This is a genomic window from Tenacibaculum ascidiaceicola (assembly GCF_047470925.1).
GTDB lineage: Bacteria > Bacteroidota > Bacteroidia > Flavobacteriales > Flavobacteriaceae > Polaribacter > Polaribacter discolor.
In genome coordinates, this window is sequence record NZ_JAZKJP010000004.1 from 227,187 (window position 1) to 242,003 (window position 14,817).

Here is a 14,817-nt window from a genome sequence, read left to right on the forward strand (position 1 = left end):
ACGTTATCTGTTTTCGGGTAAAACATCTTTAAATTTCAAGCGTTTTTCTCTTGCTTTGTCTATATCCTTTGGACTATAAACTTTTTTCAAAGATGCTGGGTGTTTTTCAATAAACTTTTGAGGTCTAATTGGTCTGGGAACAAAATTCCCAGAGCATGTAGGGCATACATTTTCAAAAACGTCCAAAGCACATTCTTTACAATAAGTGCATTCAAAACTACATATCATAGCTTCAGTAGAAGTATTTGGTAAATCTTTACCACAGTGTTCACAATTAGGTCTAATCTCTAACATTTTTAAGTTGTTTTATTTAGATTTTTCTTGTTTAGTCTATAAATAACGTTCTTTAATAATATCCATATGCCAAACGCTATGACCTAATAGGATAAAAGCACAAGCTCTTGCTGAGGAAGGAGAGTTGTTTGCTACTCCAATGCTGCATAGGTTCTCGTTCGAAATACTGTTTAATAAGTTAATTGAATACAAGCGGGTTGTTTTAAATTCTTCCAATAAAGCTTCTATTGTTTTATCATTAGCACCTGAAGGTTTTATATAAATATCTTGGTCAAAGCCTTCAATAGGAGTTATGTCTTTTCTGGCAATTCGCAATACGCGGTACATAAATATGCGTTCAGTGTCAATTATGTGTTGTAACACTTCTTTTATACTCCATTTTCCTGGTTGATAACGGTATTCAAGTTTATCTTTAGAAATTGAAGAGAAAAATTTTATAACATTTTCTTTATCATCTTCAAACCCCTTCTTTAAGCTTGTATTGTCTGGTATTTTAGATAAGTATCCGGTGTAAAATTCATTAAATTCAGTTGGTTGAAGTTCTTGTTTTTTCATTATTTATATTATTTACTTTTCAAATGTAGTATATTTATGGTCTATTATTTTAATCCAGATTTTAAATAATTAGTAGTCCAGATGTTTCCTTATAAAACTTCGTTAAAGCTTAATAAAAGTCTTAAAGAGCCTTTGTACTTGCAATTAGCAAATCAATTTATTTTATTAATCCGAGAGGGAAAGCTACCACCAGGAACAAAGTTAGTAGGTTCAAGAACTTTGGCTGATTTATTACTAGTACACAGAAAAACGGTTGTTGCTTGTTATGAAGAATTATTATTACAAGGGTGGGTAGAAAGTGTTCCTAAAAAAGGAACTTTTGTGAATAAGAACTTACCTCTTGTTCAAAAAGTAACATTAGTAAATACTATTAAAACATCTAAAAGTAAAAGTGCAGGGTATGGTTTTTATGAAAATAATCATTTATTAGAAAAGAAAACGGAGAAAAAAGAAGGAGTTATCTATATAAATGATGGTACTTCAGACACAAGACTTACTCCAACAGAAGAAATTGCTAGAATTTACAGAAAAATAGCTTCTAAAAAGAGTATTTATACTTTTTTAGATTACAACTCAACACATGGGAATATAAAATTAAGAGAAGTGTTAGCTACGTACTTAAACAGTTCTCGAGGCTTAAAAGTAACTAAAGAGAATATTTTAATTACTCGTGGTAGTCAAATGGGAATGTGGTTGTCTACACAATTACTCTTAAAGGAAAATGATGTTATAATTGTTGGAGAAACTAATTATTCTTCAGCAGATATAACTTTTCAATATCAAAAGGCACAAATAAAAAGAGTTTCTGTAGATGAAAACGGTATTGTAGTTGATCAAATAGAGAAAATATGTAAAAAACAACCTATAAAGGCTGTTTATGTTACTTCTCATCATCATCACCCTACAACTGTTACTTTATCTGCTCAAAGGAGGATTCATTTATTAAATCTAGCTCAAAAACACAATTTTGCTATTATTGAAGATGACTATGATTATGATTTTAATTATAACCATGCTCCAATTTTACCATTGGCAAGTCATGACACATCTGGAAATGTTATTTACATAGGTTCTGTTTGTAAAACTGTAGCTCCAGTTTTTAGAATTGGATACTTAGTAGCATCTGAAGACTTTGTGAATGAAGCAGCTAAATTAAGAGGATATATAGATAGGCAAGGGGATGCTTTACTAGAGTTAACTTTTGCTGAGTTTATTAAGTCTGGGGATTTAGATAGGCACATACGTAAATTAATGAAGATATATTTACAACGTCGTGATTTATTCTGTAATTTATTGAAAAAAGAATTTGGAGATTATTTTCAATTTAAGGTTCCTAAAGGAGGAATGGCTATTTGGGTTCAATTAAATAAACAATATTCTTGGAATGAAGTAGCAAAAGAAGCAAGAAAACATCAACTTGAAATAGGAGAGTGGCAGCGATATGATTTAGCAAATAAAAAGCATAATTCAATACGAATTGGTTTTGCTAGTTATAGTAATGAGGAAATAAAAATGCTTTTTGAAAGGTTAAAAATGACATTTGAGGGTATAAAAAAAGTGCCTATTAAGCACTTTTAAAACATATCTTTTACTAAATCATTCATACTGTCGTATTCTTTAAATAAGAACCCGAAAAAATCTTTACTCTTCTTTTCTTCTGATTTCAACTCACCTTCAGAAAATCTATATTTACGAAACTCTTTTAGTGTTTGATTGAGGTGTTTTTTTAAAGGCTTATCTATAGATAAATGATTCGTGTTTTTCACAGTTATATTTTTTATAATGCGTTATTTAACTCTACTTTATACTTGTTTAATAAAGCTTTGGTTATACCTAAGTTAGCTTCTTTAGAATCTACAGCTAAGTAAACAAAATAAGTACCACTAGGAGCAATGTTAATAATGTGCACTTGGCTAGATAAAGTAATAGTTATATCTTGAATTTCTTCATTTAATGCTAACGCATCAATTGCTTTTAATTTAGCTTTTACTACTCCTAAATTGTAAGCAGAAGCTAAGTTAGGGTCAAAATCTGGGTTTACTGTAAAAGAATCGTAGGCCTCTCCAGAACCAACATCTGTTATTGATACAGCAATAAATCCAGGAACTTTACTTTTTAAGTTTTCGATAAAATCATTGATGATTTCTTTCATTGTAAAATGGTTGTTATATAATTAATAAAAAAAAGACTCTGTATTTATTGAAGGGTAACTTTTTTAAGGGTTAATTTAATCATAGCCGCTTTTGAAACGTCATCAGCCAACAAACAAACAATATGATTGTTATCAAATTTATTAATAACTACTACTCCTTCATTTGAGGTTAAAACTAACTGATCAAGGCTTTCAGATTCTAAAGCATCTTGAAAAAATTCATGAGTCATTGTAACAATGACGTTTGCCATTGCTGCAATGTTATTTTCTTTGGTGATATTATGAGAATCAATTACTTCTCCTTCGGAATTAAAAATAAGTCCTTTATCTGCTTCAGACTCTTCTATTAATGCTCGTAAGCTTACTTCCCCCATTAAGTTTAAAAACTTTAAATAATATTATTTTGTTTTCTTTGTTTTTTTCCTTCCTCTATATAAGACACTGTTTTTTAGAAAGGGTCACAAAAATACTACCTTATTTTTGTTTTTTTTTTTACAAGTGATGCTTTATGATTTTTTTAACAATTTTAGATGCGTAAAAAACAGCAAGTTAAAAAGTCAGAAGTTAAAAAATAAAGTTGTTTATTCCAGTGAAAATAGAAGATAGAAGTAGATAAAAAAGACTAGATATTAATCTAGTCTTTTTTTTGTTAATCATCTTGTGGTTTTTGTTTTTTGAATTTGACTAAATCGAGAACATTCTCAAATCTAGGTTCAAAAAAGAAATCATAAACAGCATTTTTTAAGTCATTAACATTGTTTATGTTAGAAGTTTCGTTATAATCGATAGCTGATTCATTTAGTAAAACTTTAGTTTTATATTCATTCTGAAAAAAACTTATATATTTTTGAAACTCACTATCGATACTCATTTTCTTGATATCAATAGCTTTATAAGACTTCATTTAATTCTGTTTTATATTTTTTTAGCATTGTTCTGGTGAGAGCTAAGTTAGCTCTATTAGAATCAACAGCTAGATAAATAAAGTACTCTCCGCTTGGGGATAAATCTACAACATGAATATGATTATCAAGTTTAAAATGAATGTCATTAATGTTTTCTTTTAGACCTAAGATGTCTATAGCTTTTCGCTTGGCATTTATAATTTCTACATTATAAGCACAAGCTAAAGCAGGATCAAAATTTGAGTCGGCAGAATCAGAAGCTAAAGATTCACCTGAAGCTATTTCAGCTACACTAATTGCAATATACCCAGGTATATTTTCTTTTACATTTTGAACTAAGTCGTTTAGGATTTTTTCCATAAATTCCGGGGGGTTTTTAGGTTAAGTAATAATTAAATGTTAATAGTATTAGTCTCTTTTTTAAACATTAAGTTTAAAAGACCGATGTTAGTGTTCTTGTCGGCTAAAAAGCAAAGTACGTACTCTTTATACTTAAAAAGCAGAAGTGCTTCTTTGTCAGATTTTAAAATCATTTCATTTAATTCTGTCTTAAAGAAAAGGTTAAAAAAACTACTGGACATATTAAAGATAACAGCATCGAATGCAGCAATTTTATCTTTTATTTCGACCAAGTCGTTATCGTGAGGGTAAAAGTCAATAATTTTACCTTCTTCGTCAATTAAATAAATTGCTCTTGTTTTAGTTTCTAATAGTAATTTTTGTAAATCCAATTTTAAATAACTTTTACAGCTAATATAAACTTTTTTATTATTGAAAAAAAACTTTGAATATTATTTTTATTAATAAAACGCAGGTTATTTGTTAAATAAATGAATTAATTTTTGTTTTATCGCTTATGTTTTAAGGATAATTAAATTAAAAACAGAAGTTTTCTAGTCTCAATTTAACTGAATATTTAGACATTATATTAGTTTTTTTGGATAAAAAAACAGGGTTTAAGTACAAAAAGATATTTCTTAACTTTTTAATAAAAAACAGTTAACCTAATAAGGTAATAACATCTTTTAAAGCATGATATTTATCATATTTTCAAAAAAAGAAGATTTCTATGTTTGTGTCAAGCTGTGTTAAGGTTAACCTGTAAAATTGCTGGATTACTTTTTCATAGTCATATAATTTTTTCTGATCCCCCGATCTGTATAGTATTAAAATTAAGGAAGAATAACGATTGATGCCTTACAAATACAAATCAAATTAAATATATGACAAACAACTTAGAGAGAAAGTGGGAGAACCACTCTAATGAAAATCAAAAAAGAAAACCAAAGTTAGTATCCCCAACCCCGGTAGATAGAGAAATAAATCTCGATGAAAACTCAGTTCTTCTTAGTATAACAGATACAAGAGGTGTTATAGAGTATTGTAACGAGGATTTTGTAGAGTCATCCGGTTATGAAGAATATGAATTAGTAGGATCTGGTCATAACATAGTTAGACATCCAGATATGCCCAGAGTAATTTTTAAGTTAATGTGGGAGCGTATTCAAAATAAAGAGAATATTATAGCTTTTGTTAAAAATATGGCTAAAACTGGTAGGTACTACTGGGTAATGACAGATTTTGTTGTTAAAGAAAATGACAAAGGTGAAGTTATAAATTATAAAGCTTTACGAAAACCAGCTCCTAAAAATGCTGTACAAGAAATTATACCCCTGTATAAAAGACTACGTGAAATAGAAGACTTAAATGGGATAGAAGCTTCGGAAAAGTTTTTAAAAGGCTTTTTAGATTCTAAAAATACTAATTACGACGTTTATATTGAAAAGTTAATAACAGATAATATTGGTGCTACAGTTCCTGGAACTGAAGAAGGAAAGAAAAAAGGTTCATTTTTTAAAAGGTTCTTTGGTATAGAATAACTAGAGGAAACAGAGGTTACAAAGAAGCTTTAATCATTCGATCGTTACCAAATAAATCTTTTCGAAGTTCAATCTGTGTAAATCCTTTGTTTTTTAACATTTCAACAGTTTCTAAACCAAGATACTGGTTAATCTCAAAAAAAAGTAGTCCGGTTTTAGTTAAGCTATTCTTAGCTAAATCGGCTATTTTTTTATAGAAAATTAATGGATTGTTATCTTCAACAAACAAAGCTAAATGTGGTTCGTTTTTTAATACGTTATTTTTTATTTCTACTTTTTCTAATTCACGTACATATGGTGGATTAGAAACAATAATATCAAACTCCCCACTTAATTCCTCAGTTTTTAAAATGTCTTGATGCATAAAAGATACTTCAACTTTATTTAAGACAGCATTTTGTTTGGCTGTTTTTAAAGCTTCTTCAGAAACATCAATAGTACTTACAGTTGTTTTAGGTAAATGCTTTTTCAAACTAATAGGAATACAGCCTGTTCCCGTTCCAATATCCAAAATAGATAAAGATTCTTGGTTTTTATCTACCTCATTAATAATCCACTCAACAAGCTCTTCTGTTTCAGGGCGTGGAATTAGCGTATTTTGATTTACTTTAAAAGGAAGTCCGTAAAACTCTGTTTTGGTCAATATATATTGGATAGGTTCTTCTTCTTTTAATCGAACTAGAGCTTCATCTAATAATATTCTCTTATCAGAAGAAATTTCAAAATCAGGTCGTAACGTGAGATCTATACGTTTGAGCTCTAAATACTCTTCAATTAAAAAAAAGAAAAAAGTATCAATTTCTGTTTGAGGATAAACGGATTTTAATTGCTCAGAAAAATACGATTTGTATTGTTTTAGTTGCATTATGTGATTTCCTATTTATGATATTTTTTACAAATCTTTTAACATCCATACATTACAAGAGTAATGTCCTGTGTTACCTAATGGCTCTTTTAAATCAATAAAACCATTTTTCCTATACAAGGTTGTAGCTGCTTTCATATATGGTAAGGTTTCTAAATAACACTGTTTAAAGCCTTGTTCTCTGGCTTTATTTAAACAAAAGTTTATTAATTTACTACCAATACCTTTTCCTCTGGCCGCAGGTAAAAAGTACATTTTTTGTAGCTCGCAAATATTTCCTTCAAAATTATCTAATTGAGCAAAACCAGCTCCTCCTACAACAACACCATTATGTTCTACAACAAAATATCCAGCCCTTTCTTTTTGGTAAGTTTCATACATTTCATCCGTTGCTTTATCTTCATAAGCAGTGCCTACTTTGGGAGCACCAAGTTCAATTAATACTTCACGAATTACCTTAGCCATTTCGGCATTATCTTGCGGTTTTATTTCTCTAATAATAAAATCAGATGGAGTCATAGGAATATAGTACTTTTGCAAGAGCAAAGTACCCAAAAAAACACGAGTTTTCATGAAGAAATTCATTTATTTTTTACCTTTTTTATTACTAATAATTAGTTGCTCGGTAAAACAAAAACCAATTTTTTTAAAAGTTGATGATATAAAACTTTTATCCGCTTCTACTGATACTATAAGAGTTGGTGCTAATGCTTATTTTGAAAACCCAAACGATATAGGTGGCAAAATAGCTACTGATGAAATAAAAGTATTAATTGATCAAGTAGAGGTAGCACAAGTTTCTTCTGAAGAATTTAAAGTTCCAGCTCGGAAAGAATTCTATATTCCGTTAAAGGTTGTAATTCCTTCAAAAAGAGTATTTGAAAATAATAAAAATGGGATTTTAGGAGGAATATTAAACTCGTTAATAAATCAGCGATTGAAAGTACATTTTAAAGGAGATTTAAAATATAAAGTTTTAGGATTTTCACATGTATATCCAATTGATAAAGTAGAAGATATTAAAATTAAATTTTAACGCTGTGAATCACGAAAAGTATATACAACGTTGTTTAGAGTTAGCAAAAAAAGGAATAGGTACTACAAGACCTAATCCCTCTGTTGGAGCAGTAATTGTGTGTAAAAATAAAATAATTGGTGAAGGCTTTACATCACCTTATGGTGGGCCACATGCAGAAGTTAATGCTATTAACTCGGTTCAGAACCAAGATTTATTAAAAGAAGCAACTATATATGTTACGTTAGAACCATGTTCGCACCATGGAAAAACCCCACCCTGTGCCGATTTAATTATTAATAAAGAAATACCTAACATAGTAATAGGTTGTGTAGATACTAATAGTTTAGTCGCAGGAAAAGGTATAGAAAGACTTAAAAAAGCTGGTAGAAATGTGACTGTTGGTGTTTGTAAAGAGGCTTGTAAAGAGCATCATAAGCGCTTTTTTACTGTTCAAAACAAAAAGAGATCCTATGTTATTTTAAAGTGGGCAGAGACTAAAGATGGTTTTATAGCTCCGTTAACAAAAGAAGAACAAAAACCTGTATGGATTTCTAATCAATACTCTCAACAATTAGTACATAAATGGAGAAGTGAAGAGCATGCTATTCTGGTAGGAACAAATACTGTAATTGCTGATAATCCGTCATTAACTGTTAGAAGTTGGTCTGGAAATAATCCGATAAGGATTGTTATTGATAAAACTTTAAGAATTTCTACAGAAGCAACTGTTTTTGATGGAAATATTAAAACGATAATTATTACAGAAAAAAAAGAAGATAAAAGAGAAAAGAGGAAAGAAAAACAAAATGTTATTTATGAAACTATCGATTTTTCTTCTCAAATAGCAAAACAAATCTGTGAGGTATTACATAAACATCAAATACAATCCGTAATTATTGAAGGTGGAGCACAAACACTACAAACATTTATTAATGAAAATTTGTGGGATGAAGCCAAGGTTTTTATCGGAGATATAAACATAAAAGAAGGAGTAAAGCGTCCTGTTTTTAATGCTAAACTTTCTTCCGAAGAAAAAATAGATAACGATATTTTAAGAATATATAGAAATGATTAAAAACATCATTTTTGATTTTGGTGATGTATTCATCAATTTAGACAAAGAAGCAACATATAAAGAACTTGCAAAATTAGGGGTTAGAGAAATTTCAGAAGATATGATGCAGCAATATTATCAATATGAAATGGGATTGATTTCTACTGATGAGTTTGTGTCATTTTTTCATGATAAATTTAATATTTCAAAAGAAGATTTGGTTCGTTCTTGGAACGCCATTTTATTAGATTTCCCTAAACATCGATTGAGTTTTTTAAAAGAATTAGCGGCTAGTAATCAGTACAGGTTGTTTTTACTGAGTAACACCAACGACTTACATATTTCTTGGATTCAAAATGATTGGGGAGAAGAGTTGTATAATGAGTTTAAAGATTGTTTTGAACAGTTTTATTTATCGCATGAAGTCAATTTTAGAAAACCAAATACAAACATTTTTGAGTTTGTACTTCAAGAAAACGGGTTACAAGCTTCTGAAACCTTTTTTATAGATGATACCAAAGAGAATACTGATACAGCAGAACAATTAGGTATTCAGATATGGAATAATTGTCCCAAAACAGAAGATGTAGTTGATTTACTAAAACGAAAAGAGTTTACAGTGTGATATACTTAATTTTTAGCATTCTTATTTCTAGTTTACTGTTTGTTATTTTTAAACTTTTTGATGTTTGTAAGGTAAACACATTACAAGCAATTGTTTTAAACTATGCTGTAGCGTTATCTTTTGGTTTTGTTCATACCGAGGTTTCTATACCTGTCTCTGAAATACCAGGTAAACCTTGGTTTTTAGGAGCTTTTATTTTAGGTTTTTTATTTATAGCTGTATTTAATGTAATGGGAGTTACTGCTCAAAAAAATGGGCTCTCAGTAGCTTCAGTAGCAGGAAAAATGTCAGTAGTAATCCCTGTAGTAATTGGAATTTTTTTATATAATGAGAGTATAGGTTTAGTTAAAGTTGTAGGAATAATTTTAGCATTAATAGCAGTATATTTATCTTCAGCAAAAAGCGACACTTCTCCTGTTCAGTTTAAGAACTTGTTGTTCCCACTATTACTTTTTTTAGGTTCTGGAAGTATTGATACATTATTAAAATATACGGAAACCACTTATGTTCCTAAAGAAGCCGTACCAATGTTTTTATCAACTATTTTTGGATGTGCATTACTTTTTGGATTTTTCTTTTTAATGGCTCAATTAATAAGTAAAAAAGGGAGTTTTGAATGGAAAACAGTACTTGGAGGTATCGTTTTAGGAATTCCAAATTATTATTCCATGGAATTTCTGTTAAAAGCACTACAAACAAAAGGACTTGAAAGCTCTACAGTTTTTACCATAAATAATGTATCTATAGTGATTTTAACCACGGTATTTGCTCTTACATTTTTTAAAGAAAAATTGGTCAAAAAGAATTGGATTGGTATTGGGCTTGCCATAATTAGTATTTTATTAGTAGTTTCGGCGTAATGAATGAAGAAATAAAAGACACTTACAAAACGATTACAAAGCCTTCTGAAGAAACCTTATTCAAAGACCGAAACAGTAAGTTTTTCGGGTATGCTTTTCCTGTTTTTTCTGAAGAGGATATTAAAGAACGATTAGAAGAACTTCGAAAACAACATCATACAGCGCGTCATCATTGTTATGCGTGGCAATTAGGAACTGAGAAAATTCGTTTTCGTGCCAATGATGATGGGGAACCCAGTAACTCAGCTGGTCAGCCAATTTACGGACAAATACAATCTTTTGATGTAACTAATATTTTAATTGTTTCTGTACGTTATTTTGGAGGCACTAAACTTGGAGTAGGAGGATTGATTAACGCCTATCGAACTTCCGCACAATTAGCTTTAGAAGCTTCTGAAATTGTTGAGAAAACCATAGATATTCATTATAAATTAAAGTTTGGATATGATATGATGAATAAAGTGCAACGTATTATTAAAGAACGAAACTTAGATATTATTAATCAAAAATTAGAATTAGACTGCGAATACACCATTTCTGTACGTAAAAAAGAAGCCGAAAGCGTTTTTGAAGTTTTTGATAATCTGTTTAAAGTAGAGATTAAGGAAATAGAATAATCATTTTTTTAGTAAAAAATATTTTACAGTTTGATTTTAAGTAAATTAAAATTACTTTTATCTCTGATTTAACTTAATTTAAAAAAATATGAAAATGAAAAACCTAACTTTCATTGTATGTCTATTTATTTCTTTTCAACTTTTTTCGCAAGCGCAAGCTGAAGTAACAAAAGAAAACATTTGTAGAGGTGCTGCTATTAGTGTAGTAGCGAATGTAAAACCTTTTATAGAAAATGGTTTTTCTAAATCAGAAATTTTGGAAATGGGCAAAGAACTCGTAAAAGAGGCAATTAAAGATGCTCCTGCTAAAGCATACGATTTATTAAAAGCTAAAAAATCAAAAAATGAAGTAATTGAGATACTTTACAACGATTTTATGAAATTGGACGAAAAAGTTGTGCTAAAGTTTTTATTAAAACCACAACCAGATGATGATTATTAAATTAATCTACTTAATCTAAGTAACTAACCTCCTAAAAACCAAAACATTTTAGGTTACTTCAAGAATTATTCGTAAATTTGCACGCCTTTTTACGAGTACAGATTTAAAAAGGGTAGAAAATAACATTTATTAAGTTTAATTTCTCTTGGCGTTAGTATCGTTAGAAATCTGGTTAACAAAAAGATACAAATATTTATTTCAGACATGTCTGAAGAAACAAAAAACACAGCAGAAGCTGTAAATCCAGCAGAATTTTTAGCAACCTTTAACTGGCATAAATACGAAGAAGGTATTGATGAAGTTGATGAGTCTAAATTAAAAGAATTTGAAAAAGCCTTAGAAGGTACTGTAGGGTTCGTAAACGAGCGCGATGTTATCGAAGGTGAAGTAGTACGTATTACTGATCGTGATGCTATTATCGACATTAACTCTAAGTCTGAAGGTGTAATTTCGTTAAACGAATTCCGTTACAACCCAAATTTAGCTGTTGGAGACAAAGTAGAAGTATTAGTTGACAAAAGAGAAGACTCTTCTGGTCAATTAGTATTATCTCACAAAAAAGCACGTGTAATCAAAGCTTGGGATCGTGTTAACAACGCACACGAAACTGGTGAAATCGTTAACGGTTTTGTTAAGTGTAGAACTCGTGGAGGTATGATCGTTGATGTATTTGGTATTGAAGCATTCTTACCAGGTTCACAAATTGATGTGAAGCCTATCCGTGATTACGATCAATATGTAGAAAAAACTATGGAATTCAAAGTTGTGAAAATCAACCACGAATTTAAAAACGTAGTAGTATCTCATAAAGCGTTAATTGAAGCTGATTTAGAAGATCAAAAACGTGAAATTATCGGTCAATTAGAAAAAGGACAAGTATTAGAAGGTGTTGTTAAAAACATTACTTCTTATGGTGTATTTGTTGACTTAGGAGGTGTTGACGGATTAATTCACATTACTGATTTATCTTGGTCTCGTATCAACCACCCGAACGAAGTTGTTGAATTAGATCAAAAATTAAACGTTGTAATCTTAGACTTTGATGATAACAAGTCAAGAATTCAATTAGGATTAAAACAATTATCTGCTCACCCATGGGAAGCTTTAAATGCTGATTTAAAAGTTGGTGATAAAGTAAAAGGTAAAGTAGTTGTTTTAGCTGATTATGGTGCATTTGTAGAGGTTGAAGAAGGAGTAGAAGGATTAATCCACGTATCTGAAATGTCATGGTCAACTCACTTACGTTCTGCACAAGATTTCGTAAAAGTTGGTGATGAAGTAGAAGCTCAAATCTTAACATTAGACCGCGAAGAGCGTAAAATGTCTTTAGGTATGAAGCAATTACACCCAGATCCATGGACAGATATCACTACTAAATACCCAGTAGGTTCTAAACACACTGGTACTGTACGTAACTACACTAACTTTGGTGTATTCGTAGAGTTAGAAGAAGGTATCGACGGATTAGTATATATCTCTGATTTATCTTGGACTAAGAAAATTAAACACCCATCAGATTTCGTAACTGTAGGTGATCAATTAGAAGTACAAGTATTAGAATTAGATGTAGAGAACCGTAAATTAAACTTAGGTCATAAGCAAACTCAAGATAACCCTTGGGATGCTCATGAAGCTACGTACAAAATCGGATCTATCCACGAAGGTACTATTAAAGAGAAAAATGATAAAGGTGCAACTGTAGTATTTGCTGATGGTGTTGAAGCTTTCGCTCCAACTCGTTTCTTAGAAAAAGAAGACGGAGGTAAATTAGCTAAAGGTGACGAAACTAAGTTCCAAGTAACTGAGTTTAGTAAAGAGTACCGTAGAATTGTTGTTTCTCACACTTCTATCTTTAGAGAAGAAGAACAAAAGAACATTAAAGCTGCTGCTGCTAAAGCTCAAGAAGTAGAAAAAACTACTTTAGGAGATATCGGTGGATTAGCTGAATTAAAGAAGAAAATGGAAGGAAAATAATCCTAACAACTTCTTAAAATTTATAAACCGTTAAGCTTTACAGCTTAACGGTTTTTTTAGTTCCTTGTGTAACAAATGTTACAGTTAAAGCTTACCCTTTTTTAAAGGATACTTTCTTAAATAGCTTTATATTTGCTCATCAATAAAAAAATGAATATGACACTTATTAAATCTATATCAGGTATAAGAGGTACTATAGGCGGAAATACAGGTGAAAATTTAACTCCAATTGACGCTGTAAAATTCGCAGCGGCTTACGGTACATTTATAAAAAACAAAAATTCAAAGAAAGAAAAGATAACAATTGTTGTAGGTAGAGATGCTCGTATTTCGGGTAAAATGATAAGTAACTTAGTAGCAAATACCCTTGTTGGTTTAGGAATTGATGTAATCGATTTAGGTTTATCAACTACACCAACTGTTGAAGTAGCTGTTCCATTAGAAAAAGCGGATGGAGGTATTATTTTAACAGCCTCTCATAATCCTAAGCAATGGAATGCACTTAAGCTTTTAAATGAAAAAGGAGAGTTTTTAAATGGTGAAGACGGAGCTGAAATTTTAAAGATTGCTGAAAATGATGCTACTATTGAGTTTGCTCAAGTTGACAATTTAGGCATATACAAGAAAAAGAAAGATTATATAAAGAAACATATTAAAGAAGTTTTAAAACTTCGTTTAGTAAATGTAGAAGCCATTAAAAAAGCTAACTTTAAAGTAGTAGTTGATGGTGTTAACTCTACAGGAGGAATTGCTATTCCTGCTTTACTAGAAGAGTTAGGTGTAAAATGTGTTGAATTATATTGTGAACCTAATGGACACTTCCCACACAACCCGGAACCTTTAAAAGAACACTTAACCGATATTTCTGAATTAGTAGTAAAAGAAAATGCGGATTTAGGTATCGTAGTTGATCCAGATGTAGATCGTTTAGCGCTAATATCTGAAGATGGTTCTATGTTTGGAGAAGAGTACACTTTAGTAGCTTGTGCAGATTATGTTTTAGGTCAATTAGGAGGTGGTAACACTGTTTCTAACCTATCATCTTCAAGAGCCTTACGTGATGTTACTGAAAAGCACGGAGGAACTTATACAGCAAGTGCAGTAGGAGAGGTGAACGTTGTTCAAATGATGAAAGATACCAACACGGTAATTGGAGGAGAAGGTAACGGAGGAATTATTTATCCAGAATCTCACTATGGACGTGATTCATTAGTAGGAGTTACTTTATTCTTATCACATTTAGCACATAAAAAAATGTCTTGTAAAGAATTAAGAGATTCATATCCTAGTTATTTTATGAGTAAAAATAAAATCCAGTTAACACCACAAATTGATGTTGACAAGATTTTAGAAACAATGGCTGACAAGTATAAAAATGAAGATGTAAATACAATTGATGGCGTAAAAATTGATTTTGCTGAAGAATGGATTCATTTACGTAAGTCTAATACTGAACCAATCATTAGAATCTACACAGAAAGCACAAGTCAAGAAAATGCAGATGCTTTGGCCAAAAGATTTATCACTGAAATACAACAAATAATACAATAGTTCTTTGAAATTAAAAATAGTAAGT

20 protein-coding genes are annotated in these 14,817 nt (G+C 30.4%); 10 read left to right on the plus strand and 10 right to left on the minus strand.

Annotated features, from left to right (window positions below; genetic code table 11):
• Nucleotides 1-3: 3 nt before the first annotated feature.
• Together VBY68_RS02870 and VBY68_RS02875 are read right to left on the minus strand one after the other, a co-directional pair.
• On the minus strand, nt 4-294 hold the full coding sequence (locus VBY68_RS02870) for a DUF1272 domain-containing protein (RefSeq protein ID WP_099214414.1): 291 nt from the start codon (nt 292-294) through the stop codon (nt 4-6).
• A gap of 36 nt (nt 295-330) precedes the next feature.
• Nucleotides 331-849 carry a DinB family protein gene (locus tag VBY68_RS02875; RefSeq protein ID WP_415268820.1) on the minus strand — a complete coding sequence of 173 codons (519 nt, stop codon included), beginning with the start codon at nt 847-849 and terminating at the stop codon, nt 331-333.
• 81 nt (nt 850-930) lie between these two features.
• On the opposite strand from VBY68_RS02875, the gene pdxR reads away from it, so the two are divergent.
• Entirely contained in the window at nt 931-2,427 is a 1,497-nt protein-coding gene (gene pdxR / locus VBY68_RS02880; RefSeq protein ID WP_415268821.1) for a MocR-like pyridoxine biosynthesis transcription factor PdxR, read from the plus strand.
• On the opposite strand, the gene VBY68_RS02885 is transcribed toward pdxR, so the two are convergent.
• The 6 genes from VBY68_RS02885 to VBY68_RS02910 all read right to left on the minus strand — a co-directional run bounded on the left by VBY68_RS02885 (nt 2,424) and on the right by VBY68_RS02910 (nt 4,637).
• A complete protein-coding gene (locus VBY68_RS02885; protein WP_099214411.1) occupies nt 2,424-2,615 on the minus strand; it encodes a hypothetical protein in 192 nt (63 codons plus the stop codon). The genes pdxR and VBY68_RS02885 overlap by 4 nt on opposite strands.
• A gap of 11 nt (nt 2,616-2,626) precedes the next feature.
• On the minus strand, nt 2,627-3,001 hold the full coding sequence (locus tag VBY68_RS02890) for a hypothetical protein (protein ID WP_099214410.1): 375 nt from the start codon (nt 2,999-3,001) through the stop codon (nt 2,627-2,629).
• A gap of 44 nt (nt 3,002-3,045) precedes the next feature.
• Nucleotides 3,046-3,375, minus strand: a complete 330-nt coding sequence (locus VBY68_RS02895) for a hypothetical protein (RefSeq protein WP_415268822.1) — start codon at nt 3,373-3,375, stop codon at nt 3,046-3,048.
• Between the two features lie 275 nt (nt 3,376-3,650).
• Nucleotides 3,651-3,905: a hypothetical protein gene (locus VBY68_RS02900; protein ID WP_099214408.1), complete on the minus strand. Its 255-nt coding sequence runs from the start codon at nt 3,903-3,905 to the stop codon at nt 3,651-3,653.
• Nucleotides 3,892-4,266 carry a hypothetical protein gene (locus VBY68_RS02905; protein WP_099214407.1) on the minus strand — a complete coding sequence of 125 codons (375 nt, stop codon included), beginning with the start codon at nt 4,264-4,266 and terminating at the stop codon, nt 3,892-3,894. Before VBY68_RS02905 ends, VBY68_RS02900 begins: the two co-directional genes overlap by 14 nt.
• Nucleotides 4,267-4,298: 32 nt before the next feature.
• On the minus strand, nt 4,299-4,637 hold the full coding sequence (locus VBY68_RS02910; protein ID WP_099214406.1) for a roadblock/LC7 domain-containing protein: 339 nt from the start codon (nt 4,635-4,637) through the stop codon (nt 4,299-4,301).
• Between the two features lie 492 nt (nt 4,638-5,129).
• Here VBY68_RS02910 and VBY68_RS02915 point away from each other — a divergent pair, with 492 nt between their 5' ends.
• The gene (locus VBY68_RS02915; protein ID WP_415268823.1) at nt 5,130-5,786 is read left to right on the plus strand and encodes a PAS domain-containing protein; all 657 of its coding nucleotides are present in this window, start codon (nt 5,130-5,132) and stop codon (nt 5,784-5,786) included.
• Nucleotides 5,787-5,802: 16 nt separating this feature from the next.
• On the opposite strand, the gene prmC is transcribed toward VBY68_RS02915, so the two are convergent.
• Nucleotides 5,803-6,651: a peptide chain release factor N(5)-glutamine methyltransferase gene (gene prmC / locus VBY68_RS02920; protein WP_415268824.1), complete on the minus strand. Its 849-nt coding sequence runs from the start codon at nt 6,649-6,651 to the stop codon at nt 5,803-5,805.
• A 27-nt stretch (nt 6,652-6,678) separates the two neighbouring features.
• Complete coding sequence (locus VBY68_RS02925; protein ID WP_415269008.1) at nt 6,679-7,170, minus strand: GNAT family N-acetyltransferase; 492 nt, start codon at nt 7,168-7,170, stop codon at nt 6,679-6,681.
• Nucleotides 7,171-7,222: 52 nt separating this feature from the next.
• On the opposite strand from VBY68_RS02925, the gene VBY68_RS02930 reads away from it, so the two are divergent.
• From VBY68_RS02930 to glmM, 8 genes are all read left to right on the plus strand, one after another.
• A complete protein-coding gene (locus VBY68_RS02930; RefSeq protein ID WP_099214404.1) occupies nt 7,223-7,687 on the plus strand; it encodes an LEA type 2 family protein in 465 nt (154 codons plus the stop codon).
• 4 nt (nt 7,688-7,691) lie between these two features.
• Complete coding sequence (gene ribD / locus VBY68_RS02935) at nt 7,692-8,744, plus strand: bifunctional diaminohydroxyphosphoribosylaminopyrimidine deaminase/5-amino-6-(5-phosphoribosylamino)uracil reductase RibD (RefSeq protein WP_415268825.1); 1,053 nt, start codon at nt 7,692-7,694, stop codon at nt 8,742-8,744.
• Entirely contained in the window at nt 8,737-9,348 is a 612-nt protein-coding gene (locus VBY68_RS02940) for an HAD-IA family hydrolase (protein WP_099214402.1), read from the plus strand. The genes ribD and VBY68_RS02940 overlap by 8 nt, the downstream gene beginning before the upstream one ends.
• The gene (locus tag VBY68_RS02945) at nt 9,345-10,208 is read left to right on the plus strand and encodes an EamA family transporter (protein ID WP_121146829.1); all 864 of its coding nucleotides are present in this window, start codon (nt 9,345-9,347) and stop codon (nt 10,206-10,208) included. The genes VBY68_RS02940 and VBY68_RS02945 overlap by 4 nt, the downstream gene beginning before the upstream one ends.
• The gene (locus VBY68_RS02950; RefSeq protein WP_415268826.1) at nt 10,208-10,825 is read left to right on the plus strand and encodes an IMPACT family protein; all 618 of its coding nucleotides are present in this window, start codon (nt 10,208-10,210) and stop codon (nt 10,823-10,825) included. The genes VBY68_RS02945 and VBY68_RS02950 overlap by 1 nt, the downstream gene beginning before the upstream one ends.
• A gap of 94 nt (nt 10,826-10,919) precedes the next feature.
• The gene (locus VBY68_RS02955; protein ID WP_124588686.1) at nt 10,920-11,267 is read left to right on the plus strand and encodes a hypothetical protein; all 348 of its coding nucleotides are present in this window, start codon (nt 10,920-10,922) and stop codon (nt 11,265-11,267) included.
• A 204-nt stretch (nt 11,268-11,471) separates the two neighbouring features.
• A complete protein-coding gene (gene rpsA / locus VBY68_RS02960; RefSeq protein WP_099214398.1) occupies nt 11,472-13,241 on the plus strand; it encodes a 30S ribosomal protein S1 in 1,770 nt (589 codons plus the stop codon).
• 156 nt (nt 13,242-13,397) lie between these two features.
• Entirely contained in the window at nt 13,398-14,792 is a 1,395-nt protein-coding gene (gene glmM / locus VBY68_RS02965; RefSeq protein WP_415268827.1) for a phosphoglucosamine mutase, read from the plus strand.
• Nucleotides 14,793-14,817: the final 25 nt, after the last annotated feature.